Source organism: Candidatus Limnocylindria bacterium (assembly GCA_036523395.1).
Classification (GTDB): Bacteria; Chloroflexota; Limnocylindria; order P2-11E; family P2-11E; genus CF-39.
In genome coordinates this window covers 18974-37148 of record DATDEH010000102.1, presented here as the reverse complement: position 1 = coordinate 37148, position 18175 = coordinate 18974, and the positions used below count along the sequence as shown (strand labels likewise).

The window sequence follows — 18175 nt, the reverse complement described above, 5'->3', positions numbered from 1 at the left end:
ATCTGGGCGTATGGCTACTACAACGGAAACTGTTACAGCGAGTACTCGCACGTTGGAAACGTGTGCAGAACGTGCAGAGTGATCGCCAGGTTGACGTACTACATATGAGCAGCTCAGCGCATCCGATGCCCTCGAATCGCTTTGCCCGACCCGCATGGGTCGGGCGAGCGATTACGGCCTTTGTCGCAGCACTTCTGTTAGTCGGCGCATTCCGCTTGGTAACAGTAGATTGTTGGCCGCGATTTCAACTGCGCGCAGATGTTCTGACCGGTATCGTCATCACTCTCATCCTATTCATCGTGCTCGCATGGGCAGCTATGTCAGACGACGACCGACATAGAACTGCCGCAGTCGTTGGCTCCGCGGGTGCCGCGGCCCTTTTCGCTCAGGGATGGCCGCTCGTTTCCTTGTTGGCGCTCGCTGGCGCGCTGCGACTTCCACGTGCGTCGCGAATGCGCCGAGTTGCCCTTGTTTTAGCTGTCGCTACCGTGTTTGTCGCATATGGGCTGCCACTTGCAATGCAACGCTTCGTCCAACCCGCGGACTTTATCTGTTACTGAGGCGGGGCCCGAGCGTTTCGGCTGAGCTGCTGCCTCACGCGCCGGCCATCCGTAAGGTTGCGCCGCGGCACTGGGTACGACAACGCGGGACCGCGCGCTGTCGGGCTTGGCCGCAGATATGTGCCCACTTCGACGATGCGTGTGCGTTTACGATCGGTCGCAGGCAGTACCGTGGCGCGTTTCAGGTGTCCTTATCTCTTATCCCTCTCGACCTCGAGCAGGTACGTGGCCGCTGATCGAGCGCTCTCATCGCGACGGAATCCGATGGCCGCTTCCCTTTGCGCGAGGTCCGCGAGGGCCGCTTCCCAGACGCGCGATGTTGGTCGGTCCGGCGCGTCAATCATTCGTATTTCGTCGCGTGGGCCGCTTATCTAGGCCCGCTCCCTTTCAAGGAAGAGGTCAGGGGTTCGAATCCCCTCCGGGCTACTGACCCGCGTCGTTGTTAGCTCTCTACGCGATGCGCTTTTCGTCCAGGGCGCTTCTCTTCTGTGAGGGCCGCTTCTCTGACGGCCTCTTCTCTTTTCGCGCGTCGCGCGACGCGGTGAACGGTGAGGGCGCCTTGCGACGTTCCTCGAACGGCCGCGCCTTGGTGTATCGCTCCACCATCCGTCCGGTGGTCCAGCCGCCTTCGACCATGAGATCGAAGCGCGTGCCCGACCGGGAGCGATGGAAGTTCGTCGCCCACGTGTGCCGCAGCATGTGAGCGCAGAGTCCGCGGATGCCGGTGCGCGCCTCGAGGCGCTCGAAGAGCTTGCGGACCGCATTGCCGGTGAGGCCGTTGCCGCGGCGGTCGGTGAACAGCGGTTCGTGCGCGTCGTCGCCGCCTTTGCGGTGGTCTGCGACATATGAGTCGAGCGCTTTGAGGCTCTCGATGGGGAGGTTGACGTCGCGTGGGTGGACCGATTTGGTCGTCGCGGCTCTGATGTGCAGACGCCGCTCGCTGAGATCGACGTCGCCGAGGCGAAGTCCGGCGAGCTCCTCCCTGCGGAGACCGCAGCCGAGAAGCGTCCAGACGATGGCGCTGTCGCGTTTGCCGCTCTCGCTCTCGGCGGAGCGTTCGATGAGATGCCACATCTCGTCGTCGGTGAGCGCGCGGCGGCTCTCGTCCTTCACCTTTGGCATTCGGACGAGCCGGAGCATCGATTGACCCTGGTCGTGATGGATCCGCTGCTCGGCGAGGAACCGCGCCACCGATCTGAGGGCGACCCAGGCCGAGCGCGCGGTCTGTGCGGAGATGGTCTTCTTGCGTTCGCTCAGGTACTGCTCCACGGTGCCCGGCTCGACGTCGCCGATCTCGGCCGGACGGCCGAGGACCCGCTCGCACCAGCTCGCGAACGCTGCGATCGCGATGCGGTAGTTGGCCGCTGTGGCTGGCGAGAGGTCGTGACGGTGCACGAGAAAGCTCTCCATGGTTTCGACCAGAGGTGCGTGACTGTCACGCATCTCGGCCCACCTCGTGGGTCTGGGCGTGCCAGTTGCTCGCGATGTCTGTGTTGTTAAGGTGCGTACGCCGGTCATGCTCATCCTTCCCGGCGGGCAGCAGGCCGCTGCCGAGTCTACCGGCGCGGCTGCGCACGGCTGGCGCGAGGCGTCTGGTCACGGAGTCGACCCGACCGGAGCCCGCATGCAGCCCGCTCTCGCCGGCGCGGTGCCAAATCTCTGCGAACGGTCCTTCTGGCGCGATGACGTCGTCGAGCGTAGCGAAGCGGAACTTGGTCATGCGGTAGATCCGCGCACCCTCGCCTTGGGCGTCGAGGACGGTCTCGGTGACGCGCTTAAGAAGCCTCGCGCGCGTGGAGCTCGGTGTGACGGTGAAGATGATGGGCCACTCCTTGAGGTGCCGGCGCCAGTCGCCGGACCAGTAGAGTTCGAGATAGCGCCGGACCTTGCGCTTGAAGACCTTCGAGCCTTCCGTCGCGCGATCGATCTCGAAGAAGGCTTCCAGCGTGTCGGTTGCGGTGGCATAGGACAGATGCGCGTCAGGGACCACGACGGACGAGCCCAGGCGCTCCGCGGCCTGCCAGTCGCATTCCCATTCGAGGATCTCGTGGCCAGGACGCGACCGCGCCAGGCGCCGGAAGGCGAGCGCGACGTCGGCGCAGGCCAGCCCGTGCTCCATGAGGGTGCTACTGCGGATCCCCGGACGGCCCGCCCGCAGCGCGGAGTTCCCGTCACGGGCGCGGTTGTAGCCGGCGGCGCTGAGGAAGTACACGAGGCGGGCGGTGCCGCCGGCGGAAGCCACGACGCGCGGGGTCATCTGGACGAGGCCCTGCCTTTTGAGGCGTACCAGGAGCCGCCGAACGATGACCTGTCGCGAGAGTGCCGTCAGCGAGGACCCGGCGAAGAGGAACTCGTCGATCTGCGGCTGGGTCAGAAAGCGAAACCCGGCGAGCTGCGAGATGACTTCGGTCTGACGAGCGAATGACAGGTTCATTCGAGAGACAGAAGTCAGGTCGAGCTTTGTCGACTTAGTGAGCAATTCCGGCTAATCAGCGTTCTTCGCCGGAACGATCAAAGAACAACCGATGGAACACGTCTTCGTCGACCCTGCGGAGTACTTCCCGTGTCACGAAGGCCGATAGGGTGGCGGGCCGATCTGGCTGCGAGCCGTCATCACTAAGTCCGGTAATTAATTCCATAGCCAGTGGTCATACCGTCGGCGAGGGATCAGCCGCATGACCTGCGTCACATTTGTCGAGTGACGTGAATCCCACCGAGCCTGCATTGCCCGGCGCTCAGCCCTCGCAACCTCGAGTGTCATGGAGACCGAATCCAGAGCGCGTCGGGTCTAGGTGTCTCCGACCTTTCCGTCATTGGTTCGAATCGTTATCGCCAGGTCGCCTGCCTCAATCGCCGCGCGCACTAACGCCGTCCGGCCAGTCACGTTGTATCGGCGCGTCAGTGCTTCCAAGTGCTTCTTCACACCGGAGGCTGTGATTTGCAGCCGAAACGCGATCTCCTCATTCGAGAGGCCCTCAGCGACCAGCCGAAGCACTTCATGCTGCCGCCGCGTGACCGGTCTTGCTCTTTGACCTTCGTGACTCGTCATGCCGCTCCTCGCCTGCGTGTGTGCTTTGTCGCAGATGCGGCTACTAGTCGGCCGACCACCTATCTATTTGGTAAACGCGGGCTAAACATCCAGGTGACGGCGGGTAAACGATGCCGATGGGCAGGAGGAACTGAAGGATCGCGACACGTTCGGATACCCACGCTTCGTTCATCGGGCGGACTCGCTCGGGCCCACAAGACGGCACCGCAGGCCTGACTGTCGCGCCCTATCCGGGGGGTCGACCGAGCGGTGGCAAGCGACGCTTGGGAGAAGACGCCGGCAGCGCACACAGAGTCACGCGCGACGAAAGTCACTCTCCGCGCGCGGGGCTCGCGCGATCTCTCCCGAGTGAGCCAAGCGATCACCGGCTCAACGAAGTCGGTGTCCGCCTCACGCCGCAGCAGCGTCGTGTCCTTGCGCTGGTCGCATTCGGGTTACCAGATAAGGCGATCGCGGCCGAGCTTGGCGTGAGCCAGCGCACCGTTCGCTTTCACGTCGCAGCGTCCCTGGTTCGGCTGGGCGCAAGCACGCGGTCGAACGCCGTGTGGGTCGCCTTCGGTCAGGCTGCCGACGGCGGGCCCGCGGTCAGTTACCGTGATCCCGGCATGCGTCCGAGCGACGAGCGAGGGCGGCGGTTGCGCACGCGGGATGCGCACACTAAATGAACGGGATCGCCGAAGACCTTACTCAATAGTGAATACCGCACTACCGGCGGAGCACTGGTCGCGCCTCTACCGGGACTCCTTTCCACGTGTGTACCGCGGACTCGTCGCCACGCTCTTTGATCGCGAGCTTGCGCTCGACGCGCTGCAGGATGCCTTCCTCGAGGGCCTCAGGCGGCCGCCGCGCCATGACGCCAACCTGGAGGGTTGGTTGTACCGCGTTGCTCTCCGGAAAGCCGGGCGGGAAAGCCGGCGGCGGTCGCTGTTCCGTCCGCTGTCGCGCACGGGCTCGGATGACGACCGCACGATCGAGACCGTGCTGGCTCGGGTCGAGGTCCGAAGACTCCTCGTGCTTTTGTCCGAGCGACAGCGCGCCATCGTCATCGCGCACTTCTACCTCGGCATGCGCCATCAAGAGGTGGCGGACCTGCTGGGAATCCGCGCTGGGACGGTCGGCGCCACCATCAGCCAGGCTCTTCAACGCATGCGGAAGGAGGCGAACGGTGTCGCGTGAACGTGAGCTCGAAGACCTGTTCGCGCAGCTCGAGCGAATCGAACTGCCGCCGGCCGGGCAGTGGGAACCCGCGGTCAGGTCGCCTCGAAGCTGGTGGGGAGCGCTGCTAAGAAATGCCGGCGGTGTCGCCCTGCTCGCGGTGCTGACCGTAGGCATCCTCGCCTTTGGCCTCTACCTTCGACAGCCCACTCGTGACGGTGGGGCCGCTGCCTCCGGTTCGCCAACTGCGACGCCCAGTCCCTCGGTGAGCTCGGGTGCCACGTCGACGCCCGCTTCCTCACTGCCCACGGGAGTCGAAACGCGGGTACTTGGTCGGCCCGTCGGCGAGTTCGCATATGCGGTGCTGGAAGTCCCCCTGCCGGGTAACACGCAGCTGCGTTCGGAGCTCTGGCAGGTGCCTCTCGAGGGAACGCCGGCGCAATTGGCGCTCGCGTGGGTGCGCTCGGCCGGCGGCCTGCGGATCCCTGCTGCGACCGTCGTTGGCCGACAGCTGTCACCGGACGGACGCTCCTTTGTGCTAACGGGCACGGCGGGGCTCGTCCTGGTTGATCTTCCGACGGGTCAGGCGCGCGCCATTAACGACAACGCCGACGGTCCGATCTGGAGTCCGGACGGCTCACGGATCGCCTTCACACGCTGGCTCAGCGAGTCAACGCCGACGAGCTGGATGGTCCGACCCGATGGGAGCGACCTGCAACAGATCACGGCCGACAGTGGTCCACTGCTCTGGAGTCCTGACAGCCAGCTGCTCGCGACAGCCAGTGGCGTATACACGGCGCGACCTGGCGGGAGCCGTGTTTCGACATGGCCCGACCCACTCAATAACGGTGCGAACCCGATCAGTTGGCGTCAGTCGGCTCCGCAGCTCGGGAGCGCGGCGAGTAGCTCGCCGAACGGCGGCGAGCAGCGCCTTGAAGTATTCGACGTGGGCAGCGCACCGCGCGTCGTCGCTCGCGAGACCGGCAGCCGCGAGCAGACGACGTTCACCGAGCCCCGATGGCACCCGACCGCGTCGCAACTCCTATACACGCGGCTAGGCAGTGCGGGGAACGAGGTCCGCATCGCTGACCTCGCTAGCGGTGCGCAGCAGCGGCTCACGCTAGCTGGGACGCCGCGTCGAGCCGAATGGAACCCGGCCGGAACGCGGGTGCTCTACATCACGACCGTTGCGGGACACGACGAACTGCGCTTCACGTCTCGCTTTGACGGCAGCGCAACGAACGAAGGGTTGCTGTTGTCAACGGAGTCCCGTGTGAATGCGCGCATCACGGACCTCGCAGCGATCTCGCTGCGCTGACCCGTTCGACGCTACTGGGCACGGCGGGGCAGCCGAGCTGCCCCGCCTGCGTCCCGAACGTGACGCGATCAATAGTTCAGCGCGGCGCCGGCGTTGACGAAGCCACAAAGTGTCCAGCTGTTCGCGAACGCCGTGTTGCAAAGCGCCAACCACTGGTCGTTGTTGGTCTTACCGATCGAACGAAGTAGCGCCATGATCCCCGCGACCTGAGGCGCGGCGTACGAGGTGCCCGAACCGAAGATGTAGTTGCTGTTCGATCCCGAACCCATGCCGTAGATGTTGATCGCGGGAGCCGCGACATCAACCCACGACGACCCATAGTTAGATTGGGACCACTTGTTCCCGGCGTTGTCCGTGCCGCCGACACAAATGATGTACAGCCACGCGCACGGATAACCAGGCGGGCTCGCGTTCTCGTTTCCGGCTGCCGTGACCGGAGTGATTCCGACGGTCCACGCGTCTTGGATGGCGAGTCGCTCATCGTTGTCGTAGAGCGAGAATTCGTACGACATATTGATGACGTGCGCGCCATTCAGGCGCGCCCAGCGGATGGGATCTGCCCGACTCGGCCCCGTGGTCACGCCATCGCTCGCGATGAACTTGATCGGCTTGATGGCTGAGTTGAAGCCCGTGCCTGCGACGCCAAGGCCATTGTTGGTGTCGCCGACCGCGATGCTCGTGACCTGCGAGCCGTGCCCGCCGTACGCACCAGTGTCGGTCATGGCACAGGGTGCCACCGTCGTCTGTGTGAACGCGTCGTACCCGGTGGTCTGCTTCCAACAGCCGGCATCCTCGTGGCTGCCGCGAAGTCCGCTATCAATGACAGCGACCACAACGCCGCTGAAGCTCACGGTGCGATCCCAGGCGACCGGCATGCCGATCGCGATCAGATTGTCCTGCTGGTGGCTGCAACAGAACTTGGGGTCGTTCGGGTAGAACGCGGCTTTGACCGGCTCCCGCCACAGCGGACCGACGTAGTCAAAGTCGGCGGGCTGCGCCGCGAGCTTCGTCGTCCAGGTCCGCTCCGTGCCGACCGGCACACGGACTTTGAACGATCGGTCGAGGCCCGAGCGCACGTCGTATTCATCGAAGGGCGGGGTGTTCCAGTGCGTCGCAGGTCCAAGCAGGCCCCACTTCGCGATGAGCTGCTCGATCGTGCGGCCGGGCTGGACGTGCACGCGGATGGATCCGTCCTCAATCGGGAACGGGAGGTCGATGCGGCCCGAGACGTTGGGCCGTTGCGGTTTCTGGTGCGGCGGCGGTGGGATCGGTAGCAGTGTGCTTGGCGCTGGCGCGGCCGGTCCGCCGGCCGTGCTGAGCGCGGCCGCCTGACGCGGCCCCGGGACCAGACTCAACAAGAGCGCGATCGTGATGAGAGAAAAGGCGCGCCGGAAATGAGATCGCATCGGTCGTCTCCTCTTCGATTGTCCGTGAGAACGGCGTGGTGTTTGCAACCTCGGTTTTACCGCGCGTCTCACTAGGCCCGGTCGACTCCAAGGCGCGTCGCTTGGCCTGGACGCTAGTAAGCAGCGGACGCAACCTCTCGGCTACCTGTCGACGGCGGTTGTTCCACGCCCTCCACTCGAGCTAGTTGGGGGCCGTCCGCCCGAGTCACTGGCGCACAACCGTGGACCTTGTGTCAGGAGGAACCGAGATGGCGCGCCTTGGAAGGTCCGGGCTCGAATCGGGAGCTGATGGCGTGTAGTTTTGGATGCGAGTGGCGGCCTGCTGCCCGCCGATGTCGTTTAGTTGGGCCGCTTATCTGACGCGCGTTTTCGCGCGATGCCAACATCGATTCGTGCGAGAGCGGTTGGCTAGGCCGCTTCTCTCAACCGCTTCCCTTTCAAGGAAGAGGTCAGGGGTTCGAATCCCCTCCGGGCTACAGACCCGCGTCGTTATTGGGGATTCGCCCGCTGCAGGACGGGCCGAATCTGTTGTGCAGCGGCCTCTTCTCGTGGCCGCTTCTCGTGGGCGCTTCTCCTTTTCGAAAGAGCCCTGCCGTGAGAACGACCGTCACTGGCCAGTCGCACGGTCCGGCCAACATGCTGCCCTGCCCGAATACTCGGTTGCGCCGCTCGCGCAGGCGCCAAGAACCGCAACCGGCATGAGACTTGCCCCCCGCTTCGCTTGACTAACCTGCAGGTGAACCTTAAGGTTCATGGAGGACAACCGATGCCACAAACAAGGTACGGCGTTGAGGAGGCGCGGGGCCGCCTAGGCGACCTCGTCGACCAGGTCGCCCGGAAAGGCTCGACGGTGGTCCTGACGAAGCGGGGTGAGCAGCGAGCGGTCCTGATCAGCCAAGTAGAGTTCGAGCGGCTGAAGGCTGCAGCGTCGCGTGGCGCGCGCGAGGAACTCCGCGAACGACTTGCTGTCATTCGCGAGCAGGTGACGGCCGCGAAGTTGGATCCTTCTGTGGTTGACGCCGCGGTCGCCGCTGCGAAACGCGCGACCTAGAACGGCTCTAGTCTCGCGCCACGCTCTACGTCGTCATCGACACGACGATCCTTGTTTCGGGATTCGGCTGGGGCCGAATGCCAGGCCAAGTCGTTGACGCCGCCCTCGATGGACGGTTCATGCCTGTCACGAGCGATGCAATCCTGGCGGAGCTCGGTCGAGTGCTTCGCTATGAGCACTTAAGCCCGAGGTTCCCTGAGCCGGATCGGATTGTTGCCCTTTGGGCCGATGCGTGCGTGATCGTGAGCCCAACGGTCACGTACGAGCTGGCTGCTGGCGACAATCATCTGCTCGAGGCCGCGCATGAGTCCGAAGCAGATTGCATCGTTACCGGTGACAAGCCGCTCCTCGCGCTCGCGGACGACAATGGCTTTGTGCGACTGGGCATCGTTCGTACAAGCATCTTGACCGTACGAAGCTTCCTCGAGCGGCTGGCACACTCGTCGTGAATGTCCCGCTGTAGAGCAGGGGGAAGTTGCGGTGACGACGCGACGCGGGACGCGAACTGGGCCCTCTCGAGCGCGCAAGCCGCCGAGGTGGTCGATCGTGCGTGTGATCTTGGTTGGCAAGGGCGGCGACGAATTAGCCGCCCCGCCGGGGCGTGACCTGCTCCTGAGCAGCGTCCACACGTTCGCGGAACTCGCAAACGCTATTGACCGCGCTTTCGCGCGTTGGGACCCGTCCCACGTACACGAGTTCCGCTTGCGGACGGTCGCCGAATCGTCATGGAGGAGGCCGACGAGCTCGAAGAGAGCGCTTCGACACGGCACTTCGATGAACGAGTCCACACGCTGAGCTCAATGGGACTGAGTTCAGGCGACACCTTCACCTACATCTTCGACTTGGGTGATGAGTGGGAACACGGTTGCACCGTTCTGCGCGTTGATGTCGATCCGGAAGAGGAGGCGGGAAGTGTCCCGTCGGAGATTCTGGCAATCTTCGGCTGGGGAAGCATCCCGGACCAATACGGACGTCTGTCTCTGGACGACGATCAGGACGAGTAATGAGGCGAGAGGCGGCCTGCTGGCCGCCTCATTGTCGTGATTGGGCCGCTTATCTGACGCGCGTTTTCGTTCTCGGCCAGTATCGATTCGTGCGTAAACAATCCGCTAGGCCGCTTCTCTCGACCTCATCGCTTTCAAGGAAGAGGTCAGGGGTTCGAATCCCCTCCGGGCTACAAGACCGCGTGGTTATTTCGGTTGTCATGCCGTACGTATTTCGGTTAGGCCTCTTCCCTGTTGTGGCGACCGCTTCCCTGCAGGCCGCCTTCCTTTCGTGGCTTCGCGAAACGCGGTGAGCGGTGAGGGTCCGCGTCGTCGCTCTTCGAATGGCCGGCTCTTCGTGTATCGCTCGACCATCCGTCCTGTGCGCCATCCGCCTTCGGCCTGCAGATCGAAGCGGCTGCCGCTCGCCGATCGGTGGTAGTTCGTGGCCCAGGTGTGCCGGAGCATGTGCGCGCAGAGCGTCGATGCCGGTGCTGACCTTGAGCCGGTCGAACAACTTGCGGACCGCGTTCCCGGTGAGCGCCTGACCGGAGCGGTCGGTGAAGAGTGGCGCGTCCGCATCGGTGTCGCCCTCGCGGACGTCGTTGATGTACGTGTCGAGCTCCTTCGCGGCCTCGAGGTGGAGCGTCACGTCGCGAGCCTCGCCGGACTTGCTCGTCGCGGCTCGCACATGGAGCCGGCGCTCGCGCAGATCGATGTCACTGAGACGAAGTCCGCAGAGCTCGCCGCGTCGGATGCCGCAGACGAGCAGCGTCATGACGATGGTGCGGTCACGCTTGCCCGTCTCGCTCTGTCCGGCATGCGTGAGGAGGCGGAGGAGCTCATCGTCGGTAAGAGCGCGACGCGGCTCGTCCTTGATGCGTGGTGCGCGGATGTGCTGCAGGGACACTTGCGCCGCGGTCCGCGAGGATCCTGCGCTCCGCGAGGAACGTCGCGAGTGAACGCAGTGCCTTCCACGCGGCGTGCGCGGACTGCGCGGAGACGGCCGTGCGCCGTTGTTCGAGATACGCGTTGACCGTGCCGGGTTCGACGTCTTCGACGCGCGTGGCGCGGCCGAGCTGTGCCGCGACCCAGCCGTCATAGAGCCGGAACTGCAGCCGGTAGTTGACTTGCGTCGCCTGGGATAGATCGTGGCGGTGGACCAAGAAGCTCTCTGTGACCTCCTCGAGGGCGGCCTTCTTGTCACGCAAGGCCGACCACCTGAGCACTGCTGCGCGGGATCTCATCTGTTCTTCTCCCCGCGCCGGACCGACCGCGCGCAACGCTACTCGCTCCCGTGCGTTGAAGCACCCTTCCGCGACGCGATGTTGCCCGCGGTGCTGGTCCCGAGGTCACCGTGGAGCCGCCTCCGACGCGTTGAGGAGGAGACCGCGTTCGGCGCCGGGGCCCATGTGCCAGATCTCGTCGAACGCACCTCGACGCAAGAGCTCATCCAGCGAGGCGAAACGGAACGATTGCCGGATCCGCGCTCCGCCCTCGGCCTCGGCGACACGGAATGCGAGGCGACAGAGCGAACGTGCACGCTTCTCAGACGTCGTGACCGTGAGGATGAGCGGCCAGGTCCCGAGCACACTTCGCCACCGGTCGTCGCGGTACAGCTCGACATAGCGCCGCACCTTGTTCGCGAAGGCACGCTCGCGTTCTGTTGCACGGTCGGCCTCGATGAACGCACGAGTTCGCCAGCCGCCGCGCTCGAGGGTCACGAACGCGTCGGGAATGACCGTCGTGCAACCGAGCTCGTGGACGATCTCCCAGTCCGCCTGCCACGAGAGCTCGATGTCACCGGCGCGAGCGGCGCCGTCGCGGAAGGCGAGCGCGATGTCCGCGAGCGCGATCGCATGGTCGAGGAGCACGATGCTCGGGCGGCGGATGCCGCGCGGATAGGCGCCGTCGTCGGCGGCGTATGCACGTTGTCCTGCGGAGGTGAGGACGTATGCGCGCGTCGCGCCGGCGGTGGCGACAGTACCGGGCAGCACGACCGCCTGGACGAACCCACGCTCGCGCAGTTCGCCGAGGATGCGGAAGGCGGCAACCCGGCGGGATGGGGAAGTGATGGCCTCGTTCGCCAGGAGGAATCGTTCGAGCTGGTCTCTCCGAATCGCCCGGAACGCCCCGAGCAGGCGAAGCGTCGCGTCCACGCGCGAGGACGAGGTTCGGGCGGGAGCAGTCCGCTGCGAATTCGCGTCAGCTGCGGCGTCGTTGTCGCTTCTGCGTGCTACTCGGAGTAGCGGCGCAGTAACACTTGGAGTAGCAACCGTAGGGTGCCGTTCGTGTGCTGGCCATTCCATGCCCGAACTTCATACGGCCGCTGCTCCGACCGCTACATGACGCGCGTCACAGAAGGGGTCAGGTCCTGGCACTCGGGATCCGAATATAGCGACCGACCGACCTGTCGAAATCGCCTCCGACCGGCCGCTCTACCGGAGTATCCGACACGCTCGACTCACGGGCGCCAGCGTTTTCCGGCTAACGGAGCGACACCGTGACTTCGTTCGCAAAGCCCGTTGCGGAGACGTGCGAGTTGCCCTGATCGGTCTGGCTGATCAGCAGCGCCGTAATTACGTAGTCGCCACTTGAAGCGAATGTGCCGTCGTCTCGATGCTGATCCCAGGTGAACTGGTAGCGGCTGCTTGATCCGGCGACGGTCGACGAGTTGACTGGAATCACCAACAGCCTCGTACGGACCGACGCTTCACTGACGCCAGCCTGGCGTGCACCAACGGGGAAGACGCTGACCGAGAGTTCCCGCACGGTACTTGGGGAGGTACTGGTCACCGTAATCTCGCCGGAGACGGTTTGGCCAACCTCGTACGACGTCGCCGAAAGGCTCAGACGAAGGGTAGGCGGCCGAAGCGGCGTGACTTGTGTGCCACCGCCACTGAACTGACGTGCGAGGGCCGGTCCGTAAATCGCCACCGCCGCGGCTAACACAGCCACCAAGAGCCACGGTGCCAGACTTCGCCGCCGGACTCTCATCGGAATCGCAATTGCCATCCCGTTGTATCTCGGGGCTTCCGACACACGCTGGGTCCAAAGCGCGTCTTTGAACGTGATTAGCCGGCCGCGCGGTTGAAGGTCGCCCCGTCGGTTGTCCGCACGCGCTCTCGGCGTACTCCGGTGCGGTACCGGGATCGTTGAGAGTTCGGCGTTCAGTGCGTCGATGATGCGTTGATCCGAGAGCGAAGGACCGGTCATATCTCACCTCCCAGAAGTTTGCGTAATGTGTGCAGCGCGTGGTGGTTGGTCGCGGAGACTGTGCCGTCGGCAATGCCGAGTGCTTTCGCGGTCTCATCATTGCTCAGTCCGAGCACATGACGAGCGACGAAGACCTGCCGTTGTCGCATCGGAAGCTTCCGCACCTCCGCCAGAACTCCGCCGGGTTCAATCGGGATTGCTACGTGCCCACGGGCAGCGTTGAGTGGACGAAATAGGAGACGTCGTATCCGCTGACGCCGCCATCGCCGCTGGGCCACGACGAATAGCCATCCTTCAACGCGCTGCAGCGGTTGTGATTGGCGAAGTGCCTGTTCGTACGCGTCCTGCAGCGCGTCGCTTGCCTCGTCCGTACTAGCGCCGACCGCGACGAGCGCACGGAAGATCCGTTTGTATAGATCTTCGTCCTGCAGCGCGGTCGCGACGGAGCGCTCGTGCGATTCGATGACGCTCACCCTGTACTAAAGAGCTTTGAAGGGGCTCTCAGCGTTATGGTCTGCACTCAACCCGTCTGACGAGCCCAGGGTGCGTGTTGAGCCCCGACCGCTTAGCTCTTCGCCTTGCCACCCGCATGGAGCTCTCTGGCGCAGAGTGCTGGGCCCTGCCGCGGCTTCACAAGGTTGGTGCGAGCGCCAGTTCGACCGGTCGCTGATATCGAGGATCGATGCTATCGCGAGACGTTCGTCTCCTATCCGCCAAGCCGTCGACGCAGGCCGAGTCGAACGTCCCCCGACTCGATCGCGCTCCTCATGAGTGCGGAACGCGTGCTCACGCCATATCGCCGTCTGAGGCTCTCGAGGTGCTTCTTTACTCCTGCCTCTGAAATGCCCATGAGTGCGGCGATTTGCTTGCTTATGCAACCGTCGAGCAGGAGGTAGATGATCCGGCGCTGTTTTGGAGTGAGCGGTTTCTTTTCTTTCATTCGCTCGTCCGAGGTTCGAACCTCGCCTCACTTTGCCGCCTACCTGGCTAGCCGAATGACTACTGGTCTGAATGCCATCTTGCCCCAAGGTTAGCGGCTCTATACCACTCATACGCCAACGAAACGAAATTACACGAAAGGTTGGGTCAAGTGATGGCAAAGAAGAACTTCAGGGCCATGCTCGTCGTACTGGCGTCCTTCGCGCTTATGGGACAAACGGATGCGTTCGCCGCGCCTCCGCGATGGGGCGATATCACCGGTCCTATCACGGCCACGTCCGTGGGCGTTCGAATCCCACAGACCTGGGAGGAGGTTGCCACGGTGACCGTGGCGGATGAGGCACGGATGCGGGAGGCGGTCCTTCGCCGATCCGCCGCAATGTTGCGACTCGTCGACGAAGGCGCGCTCATCGTGCAGCGTAAGACAACAGCTGCGCGCCTGGGTCTTCGCCGCGTACCGGGGAGTTCATCTGCGCTGCCGACGAGCCACCTGTACTCCGACGCTCAATGTGGCGTTTTCTGGACCGACTATCCCGGATCCGGTACGTATGTTTGGGGTGGAGGCTGGACGAGGAGTAACGCGACGGCCACCCTCAGTGTGTTCATGTCACCGTCCGGGGCGAAGTTCTACAAGGACGGGAATCTCGTAAGTTACTGGGGTGTCAGCAGCCTGGTCGGCACCAACGCTGAACGCTATTCGGCGCAGGATTGGCGTTGGTGGTGGGAGACGCAGCACACGTACTTCACGGAGAGCGACCACTCGATCTCGAGCGGCGGTTCGTACGATTGGGGTCCCGCTCACTGCACGCTAACCGCTTACAAATAGGGCAACCCTCGCGTCACGACGGGTTCGCAAGTCGCGTGTCGGCTTCGCTTCGTTGGTAGATGTGGCCGGGGGCGGAGGACGTTGTTGCGATCTTCCGCCCCGGCAGGGAAGCGATCCAACTCGCCGACCGCGCGCCGCGCAACGTGCGCGCGGCTTCCCAGGCCGCTTCCTTTCCTGTGATCCTTGTGAGCTCCGCTTTCCTGACGCGCGGAGTTGGCCGGTCCGGCGCGTCTTTCATTCGTAACTTCATCGCTAGGTCGCTTCCCTAGGCCTGCTCCCTTTCAAGGAAGAGGTCAGGGGTTCGAATCCCCTCCGGGCTACAGACCCGCGTCGTTATTGGTCGCTTAGGCCGTGCGCTTCCCGAACAGGCCGCTTATCTGATGTGAAGGCCGCTTCTCTAACGGCCTCTTCTCTTTCCGCGCACTCCGTGATGCCGTGAACGGTGACGGAGCGCGTCGTCGTTCTTCGACGGGTCTTGCCTTCGTATACCGCTCGACCATCCGTCCCGTTGTCCATCCGCCCTCGACCATGAGATCGAATCGCGAGCCCGAGCCAGACCGATGAAAGTTCGTCGCCCATGTCGGCCGGTTGATGTGAGCGCACAGGTCGCGGATGCCCGAACGTACTTTGAGGCGTTCGAAGAGTTTGCGGATCCCGTTCCCTGAGAGAGCCCGCCCGTGTCGATCAACGAAAAACGGTGCGTCCGCGTCGATTTCGCCCTCGCGCTGATCGAGGTACTCGTCCAACACCTTCGCTGTCTCAATCGGAATGGTCACGTCGCGTGGATGGACTGACTTGCTCGTTTGCGCCCTTACGTGAAGCGTCCGGTCATGCACCTTGACGTCGGAGAACCGGAGGTTCGCCGCCTCGGCACGCCGAAGCCCACAGCCGAGCAGCGTCCACACGAGAGCCTTGTCACGCAGCCCCATCTCGCCGGTGGCGGAAACTTCGAGGACACGCCACATCTCTTCGTCGGTCAACGCCCGACGTGGCTCGTCCTTGACTTTCGGTTGTCTCACCAGCCGGAGAACTGAGTCGCCGTTGTCGTGATGGATTCGTCGTTCAGCGAGGAACTTCGCAAGTGATCGAAGCGCCACCCATCCACTCCGTGCGCTTTGTGCGGATACGGTGACGCGTCGGAAATGCAGGTAAGCCTCGACGGTGCCTCCCTCGAGATCGCTAATGGTCGGCGGTCGTCCAAGCGATGCGCCGCACCACCTCACGAACTGCGCGATTGCGATTCGATAGTTGGCTGCCGTAGCCGCCGACAGGTCGTTGCGGTGAATGAAGAAGCTCTCAACGACATCGACTAGAGCGGTGCGTTCATCACGCATCTCCGCCCACCTCATCGGTCGTGATCGAGTTGTAAAGGTCCGAACGCCGGTCATCGTTTTCCTTCCCGGCGGGCAGCAGGCCGCGAGCGAGTCTACGAGCGTCACGCAGATTGCCCAGGAACCACGGCTTGCCCAGGTCCTTGGTGACGTACTTGGCGACGTAGAGCGCAACACCATCGACGTCACGGATGGGCTCGAGTCGCGCGAGGCCGCCACGCGGCGCTTTGAACCACTCTGACCAGATGTCCGACCGTTGAAGATCGGACGGCAGCCCACCGATCAGGCCGTGCCAATGAGGCGTTGGGCGCGCCTTGTGCGCTTCCATTTGGAACCACGCGAACGCGCCCGGAGCTCGCGGACGAATGGAGCGATCCCACCAGCGGATGAGCTGCCGCTCGGCGCCGCCGACTCCGACGTGCGTAAAGGCGCCGCGTAGCACTTCCGGATCTCGGTGCGTGAGCGTGGCGAAGACTTGCCACTGCCACGTGTTCGCGATCCACCAGCCGAGGTGACACGGCCAGCAGTCCAGCGTGCACGCCGTGTGTCCTCTTGCCGCTTCAGCCACGCGCTGCGCCTCTTTCGTGTGTTGGGCGCAGCTTCGCTAGTCAAGGATGGGGGAAAACCGCTCTGAGGCTTTCTCGGACCCTTGTGTAGGCCACGCCTTATTCGGTCGCCACCGATCCTGTGACTAAGGCCACGCGAATCGGTTGGACGTACACATCGCATACGTCCGCGTGCCTACACACGCCGCTCGGCCGGTCTGGCTACCGGAACCTCTGAGTGCTGCCGAAACTACGTCACGCATTAGCGGCTGGTCAAGAGGATTGGCCGCTTCTCTACGCGCGATCTACAGACACGCGATCCTGCTGCGATCTCTTGCGCGCGCTGATCGCGCCCCTCGTTCGCGCGAGGCTCGCGGCCGGCGCACGCGCGCCCCCGCCTTCGGCGGTGGCGACCGCGTACCACCGCCCGCGATGCTCCCGCTTACGAGGGGGCGCGATCAGCGCGGGGCTGTGACGGGATCCCCGTGGGAAAATGCCCGGCGGGTGAAACGATTCGACCGAAAGACAATCACTAGTGGGCCGATAACTAAGTATTCGCGCTTAGAGGGCGAAGTTGTAACTGGCCCCAACTTTTCTGCCGCTCCATTTCGACGCCGCCGCCAGGTATGCAGCGACTTTGAGTTCATTCGCTGCAGCTTCGACAACTACACCGTCGCTGTGCGGGCAGATCTCGCTAACCGTCCAGTCATTCGCAACTGCCGTTTGGTCGACTGTTCGGTCCACGCGACCTACCTTAATGGCGCGATCGTCGAAGACACCATCATTGACGGACTTCGCACGAGCGCGCGGACCCACCTCCTCGTTTTCGGCGCAGTGTTCAAGCACGTCACGCTGCGAGGCAAGATCGGGACGCTGATCAGCCGGCCCTACACCCACCTCTTTGACGACGAAAGCCACCCCGAGCGGGACCAGCAGTTCAAACAGGCGAATGCGGCGTATTACGAGCAAGTCGACTGGGCAATTGACATTCGTGAGGCTCAGGCGGCGGAGATAACGCTGATTGGCGTCCCGGCGCGTCTGATAAGACGTGATCCGGCAACGCAAGCGGTCGTTCGCCGCGCCACCCTCGCCGACGACAAATGGAAAGCAATCGACCTTGGCAAAGCGTATTGGCACGTCACGATCCAAGAGATGCTCGACGGAGGTTTCGACGATGTCGTTCTCGTAGCGCCTAAACGGAGTACCAACTATGCGGAACACCTGCGAGGCATCGAAATACTCCGCTCTGAGCGAATTGCGGACCCCGACTAGATCGACCGCGCGAGCCGCCGCAGTGATGTGGAACCCTGGTCTGTTGCCTAACATCAATCGGCAAATGGCAATCATGTTCGACGAATGATCGCGGCCGGGAAGGACGAGTAGTGGCAGAGCCAAAGACAACCGGCGAGGCAATTCAGCTCGTTCGAGCGGCCTTGTACGACTTAGCGCGCCGGCCCGGATGGCGGGGCCACGCGACACAGCCTGAGATTCTTGGCTACTGCATAGAGCGCAAGTGGTCCGTTCCGGTCTCGGCATTCGAGAAGGCCATCGCGCAACTCCATGGATTCCGAGCGGTTGAAATCGCGGCAGGTGACCAAGGCAAGATCTCAGATATTCGCTACTGGCTTACTGCTGCGGGCGACCTAGAAGAGGAGGAGAAGCGGCGCGGTTGGCGCACTAGGGTCGTTGATGAGCTTCGAAAGCCACGTACATTCGTCGAGTTCGCGTTTGTCCTTCTCGGATTTGGTTTGGGACTTCTCTCCGGCTGGCTTATCGCCTCGGCCAAGTAAGTGCGG

At 63.7% G+C, this 18175-nt stretch carries 19 protein-coding genes and 1 tRNA gene; 9 read left to right on the top strand and 11 right to left on the bottom strand.

What is annotated here, in order from left to right:
* Positions 1-1010: 1010 nt before the first annotated feature.
* From VI056_12950 to VI056_12940, 3 genes are all read right to left on the bottom strand, one after another.
* Positions 1011-2003 carry a tyrosine-type recombinase/integrase gene (locus tag VI056_12950; GenBank protein ID HEY6203934.1) on the bottom strand — a complete coding sequence of 331 codons (993 nt, stop codon included), beginning with the start codon at positions 2001-2003 and terminating at the stop codon, positions 1011-1013.
* Positions 1996-2994: a replication-relaxation family protein gene (locus VI056_12945; protein HEY6203933.1), complete on the bottom strand. Its 999-nt coding sequence runs from the start codon at positions 2992-2994 to the stop codon at positions 1996-1998. Before VI056_12945 ends, VI056_12950 begins: the two co-directional genes overlap by 8 nt.
* A 354-nt stretch (positions 2995-3348) precedes the next feature.
* Positions 3349-3609, bottom strand: coding sequence for a helix-turn-helix transcriptional regulator (locus VI056_12940; GenBank protein HEY6203932.1), 261 nt, complete (start codon positions 3607-3609; stop codon positions 3349-3351).
* Positions 3610-4302: 693 nt separating this feature from the next.
* Here VI056_12940 and VI056_12935 point away from each other — a divergent pair.
* Together VI056_12935 and VI056_12930 are read left to right on the top strand one after the other, a co-directional pair.
* The gene (locus VI056_12935; protein ID HEY6203931.1) at positions 4303-4785 is read left to right on the top strand and encodes an RNA polymerase sigma factor; all 483 of its coding nucleotides are present in this window, start codon (positions 4303-4305) and stop codon (positions 4783-4785) included.
* Positions 4775-6082: a hypothetical protein gene (locus VI056_12930; GenBank protein ID HEY6203930.1), complete on the top strand. Its 1308-nt coding sequence runs from the start codon at positions 4775-4777 to the stop codon at positions 6080-6082. Before VI056_12935 ends, VI056_12930 begins: the two co-directional genes overlap by 11 nt.
* Before the next feature lie 68 nt (positions 6083-6150).
* Here the strand turns inward: VI056_12930 and VI056_12925 are convergent, their stop codons facing one another.
* A complete protein-coding gene (locus VI056_12925) occupies positions 6151-7488 on the bottom strand; it encodes a S8 family serine peptidase (GenBank protein HEY6203929.1) in 1338 nt (445 codons plus the stop codon).
* A gap of 399 nt (positions 7489-7887) precedes the next feature.
* On the opposite strand from VI056_12925, the gene VI056_12920 reads away from it, so the two are divergent.
* The 4 genes from VI056_12920 (at position 7888) to VI056_12905 (ending at position 9543) form a co-directional block, all read left to right on the top strand.
* Positions 7888-7964 (top strand) — tRNA-Glu (locus tag VI056_12920).
* 260 nt (positions 7965-8224) lie between these two features.
* Complete coding sequence (locus VI056_12915; protein HEY6203928.1) at positions 8225-8539, top strand: type II toxin-antitoxin system Phd/YefM family antitoxin; 315 nt, start codon at positions 8225-8227, stop codon at positions 8537-8539.
* Positions 8540-8574: 35 nt separating this feature from the next.
* On the top strand, positions 8575-8988 hold the full coding sequence (locus VI056_12910) for a putative toxin-antitoxin system toxin component, PIN family (GenBank protein ID HEY6203927.1): 414 nt from the start codon (positions 8575-8577) through the stop codon (positions 8986-8988).
* A 276-nt stretch (positions 8989-9264) separates the two neighbouring features.
* On the top strand, positions 9265-9543 hold the full coding sequence (locus tag VI056_12905) for a hypothetical protein (GenBank protein HEY6203926.1): 279 nt from the start codon (positions 9265-9267) through the stop codon (positions 9541-9543).
* A gap of 49 nt (positions 9544-9592) precedes the next feature.
* Here VI056_12905 and VI056_12900 read toward each other — a convergent pair whose 3' ends face one another.
* The 5 genes from VI056_12900 to VI056_12880 all read right to left on the bottom strand — a co-directional run bounded on the left by VI056_12900 (position 9593) and on the right by VI056_12880 (position 13211).
* Positions 9593-10432: a tyrosine-type recombinase/integrase gene (locus VI056_12900; GenBank protein HEY6203925.1), complete on the bottom strand. Its 840-nt coding sequence runs from the start codon at positions 10430-10432 to the stop codon at positions 9593-9595.
* Positions 10365-10733 carry a hypothetical protein gene (locus tag VI056_12895; GenBank protein ID HEY6203924.1) on the bottom strand — a complete coding sequence of 123 codons (369 nt, stop codon included), beginning with the start codon at positions 10731-10733 and terminating at the stop codon, positions 10365-10367. Before VI056_12895 ends, VI056_12900 begins: the two co-directional genes overlap by 68 nt.
* A gap of 141 nt (positions 10734-10874) precedes the next feature.
* Positions 10875-11681, bottom strand: a complete 807-nt coding sequence (locus VI056_12890; GenBank protein ID HEY6203923.1) for a replication-relaxation family protein — start codon at positions 11679-11681, stop codon at positions 10875-10877.
* Positions 11682-12009: 328 nt separating this feature from the next.
* Positions 12010-12480, bottom strand: a complete 471-nt coding sequence (locus VI056_12885; GenBank protein ID HEY6203922.1) for a hypothetical protein — start codon at positions 12478-12480, stop codon at positions 12010-12012.
* Between the two features lie 254 nt (positions 12481-12734).
* Entirely contained in the window at positions 12735-13211 is a 477-nt protein-coding gene (locus tag VI056_12880) for a sigma factor-like helix-turn-helix DNA-binding protein (GenBank protein HEY6203921.1), read from the bottom strand.
* Between the two features lie 788 nt (positions 13212-13999).
* Between VI056_12880 and VI056_12875 the strand changes: the two genes are divergently transcribed.
* Positions 14000-14503, top strand: coding sequence for a hypothetical protein (locus tag VI056_12875; GenBank protein HEY6203920.1), 504 nt, complete (start codon positions 14000-14002; stop codon positions 14501-14503).
* A gap of 344 nt (positions 14504-14847) precedes the next feature.
* On the opposite strand, the gene VI056_12870 is transcribed toward VI056_12875, so the two are convergent.
* Complete coding sequence (locus VI056_12870; protein ID HEY6203919.1) at positions 14848-15837, bottom strand: tyrosine-type recombinase/integrase; 990 nt, start codon at positions 15835-15837, stop codon at positions 14848-14850.
* On the bottom strand, positions 15830-16402 hold the full coding sequence (locus VI056_12865; GenBank protein HEY6203918.1) for a hypothetical protein: 573 nt from the start codon (positions 16400-16402) through the stop codon (positions 15830-15832). The genes VI056_12870 and VI056_12865 overlap by 8 nt, the downstream gene beginning before the upstream one ends.
* Positions 16403-16883: 481 nt before the next feature.
* Here VI056_12865 and VI056_12860 point away from each other — a divergent pair, with 481 nt between their 5' ends.
* Both VI056_12860 and VI056_12855 read left to right on the top strand, forming a co-directional pair.
* On the top strand, positions 16884-17651 hold the full coding sequence (locus tag VI056_12860) for a hypothetical protein (GenBank protein HEY6203917.1): 768 nt from the start codon (positions 16884-16886) through the stop codon (positions 17649-17651).
* A gap of 110 nt (positions 17652-17761) precedes the next feature.
* Positions 17762-18169 carry a hypothetical protein gene (locus VI056_12855; protein ID HEY6203916.1) on the top strand — a complete coding sequence of 136 codons (408 nt, stop codon included), beginning with the start codon at positions 17762-17764 and terminating at the stop codon, positions 18167-18169.
* Positions 18170-18175 lie beyond the last annotated feature (6 nt).

Excerpts from the sequence above, each read along its gene's own strand:
- VI056_12950 (HEY6203934.1), bottom strand. The coding sequence starts at position 2,003 with ATGCGTGACAGTCACGCACCTCTGGTCGAAACCATGGAGAGCTTTCTC.
- VI056_12945 (HEY6203933.1), bottom strand. The coding sequence starts at position 2,994 with ATGAACCTGTCATTCGCTCGTCAGACCGAAGTCATCTCGCAGCTCGCC.
- VI056_12940 (HEY6203932.1), bottom strand. The coding sequence starts at position 3,609 with ATGACGAGTCACGAAGGTCAAAGAGCAAGACCGGTCACGCGGCGGCAG.
- VI056_12925 (HEY6203929.1), bottom strand. The coding sequence starts at position 7,488 with ATGCGATCTCATTTCCGGCGCGCCTTTTCTCTCATCACGATCGCGCTC.
- VI056_12905 (HEY6203926.1), top strand. The coding sequence starts at position 9,265 with ATGGAGGAGGCCGACGAGCTCGAAGAGAGCGCTTCGACACGGCACTTC.
- VI056_12870 (HEY6203919.1), bottom strand. The coding sequence starts at position 15,837 with ATGCGTGATGAACGCACCGCTCTAGTCGATGTCGTTGAGAGCTTCTTC.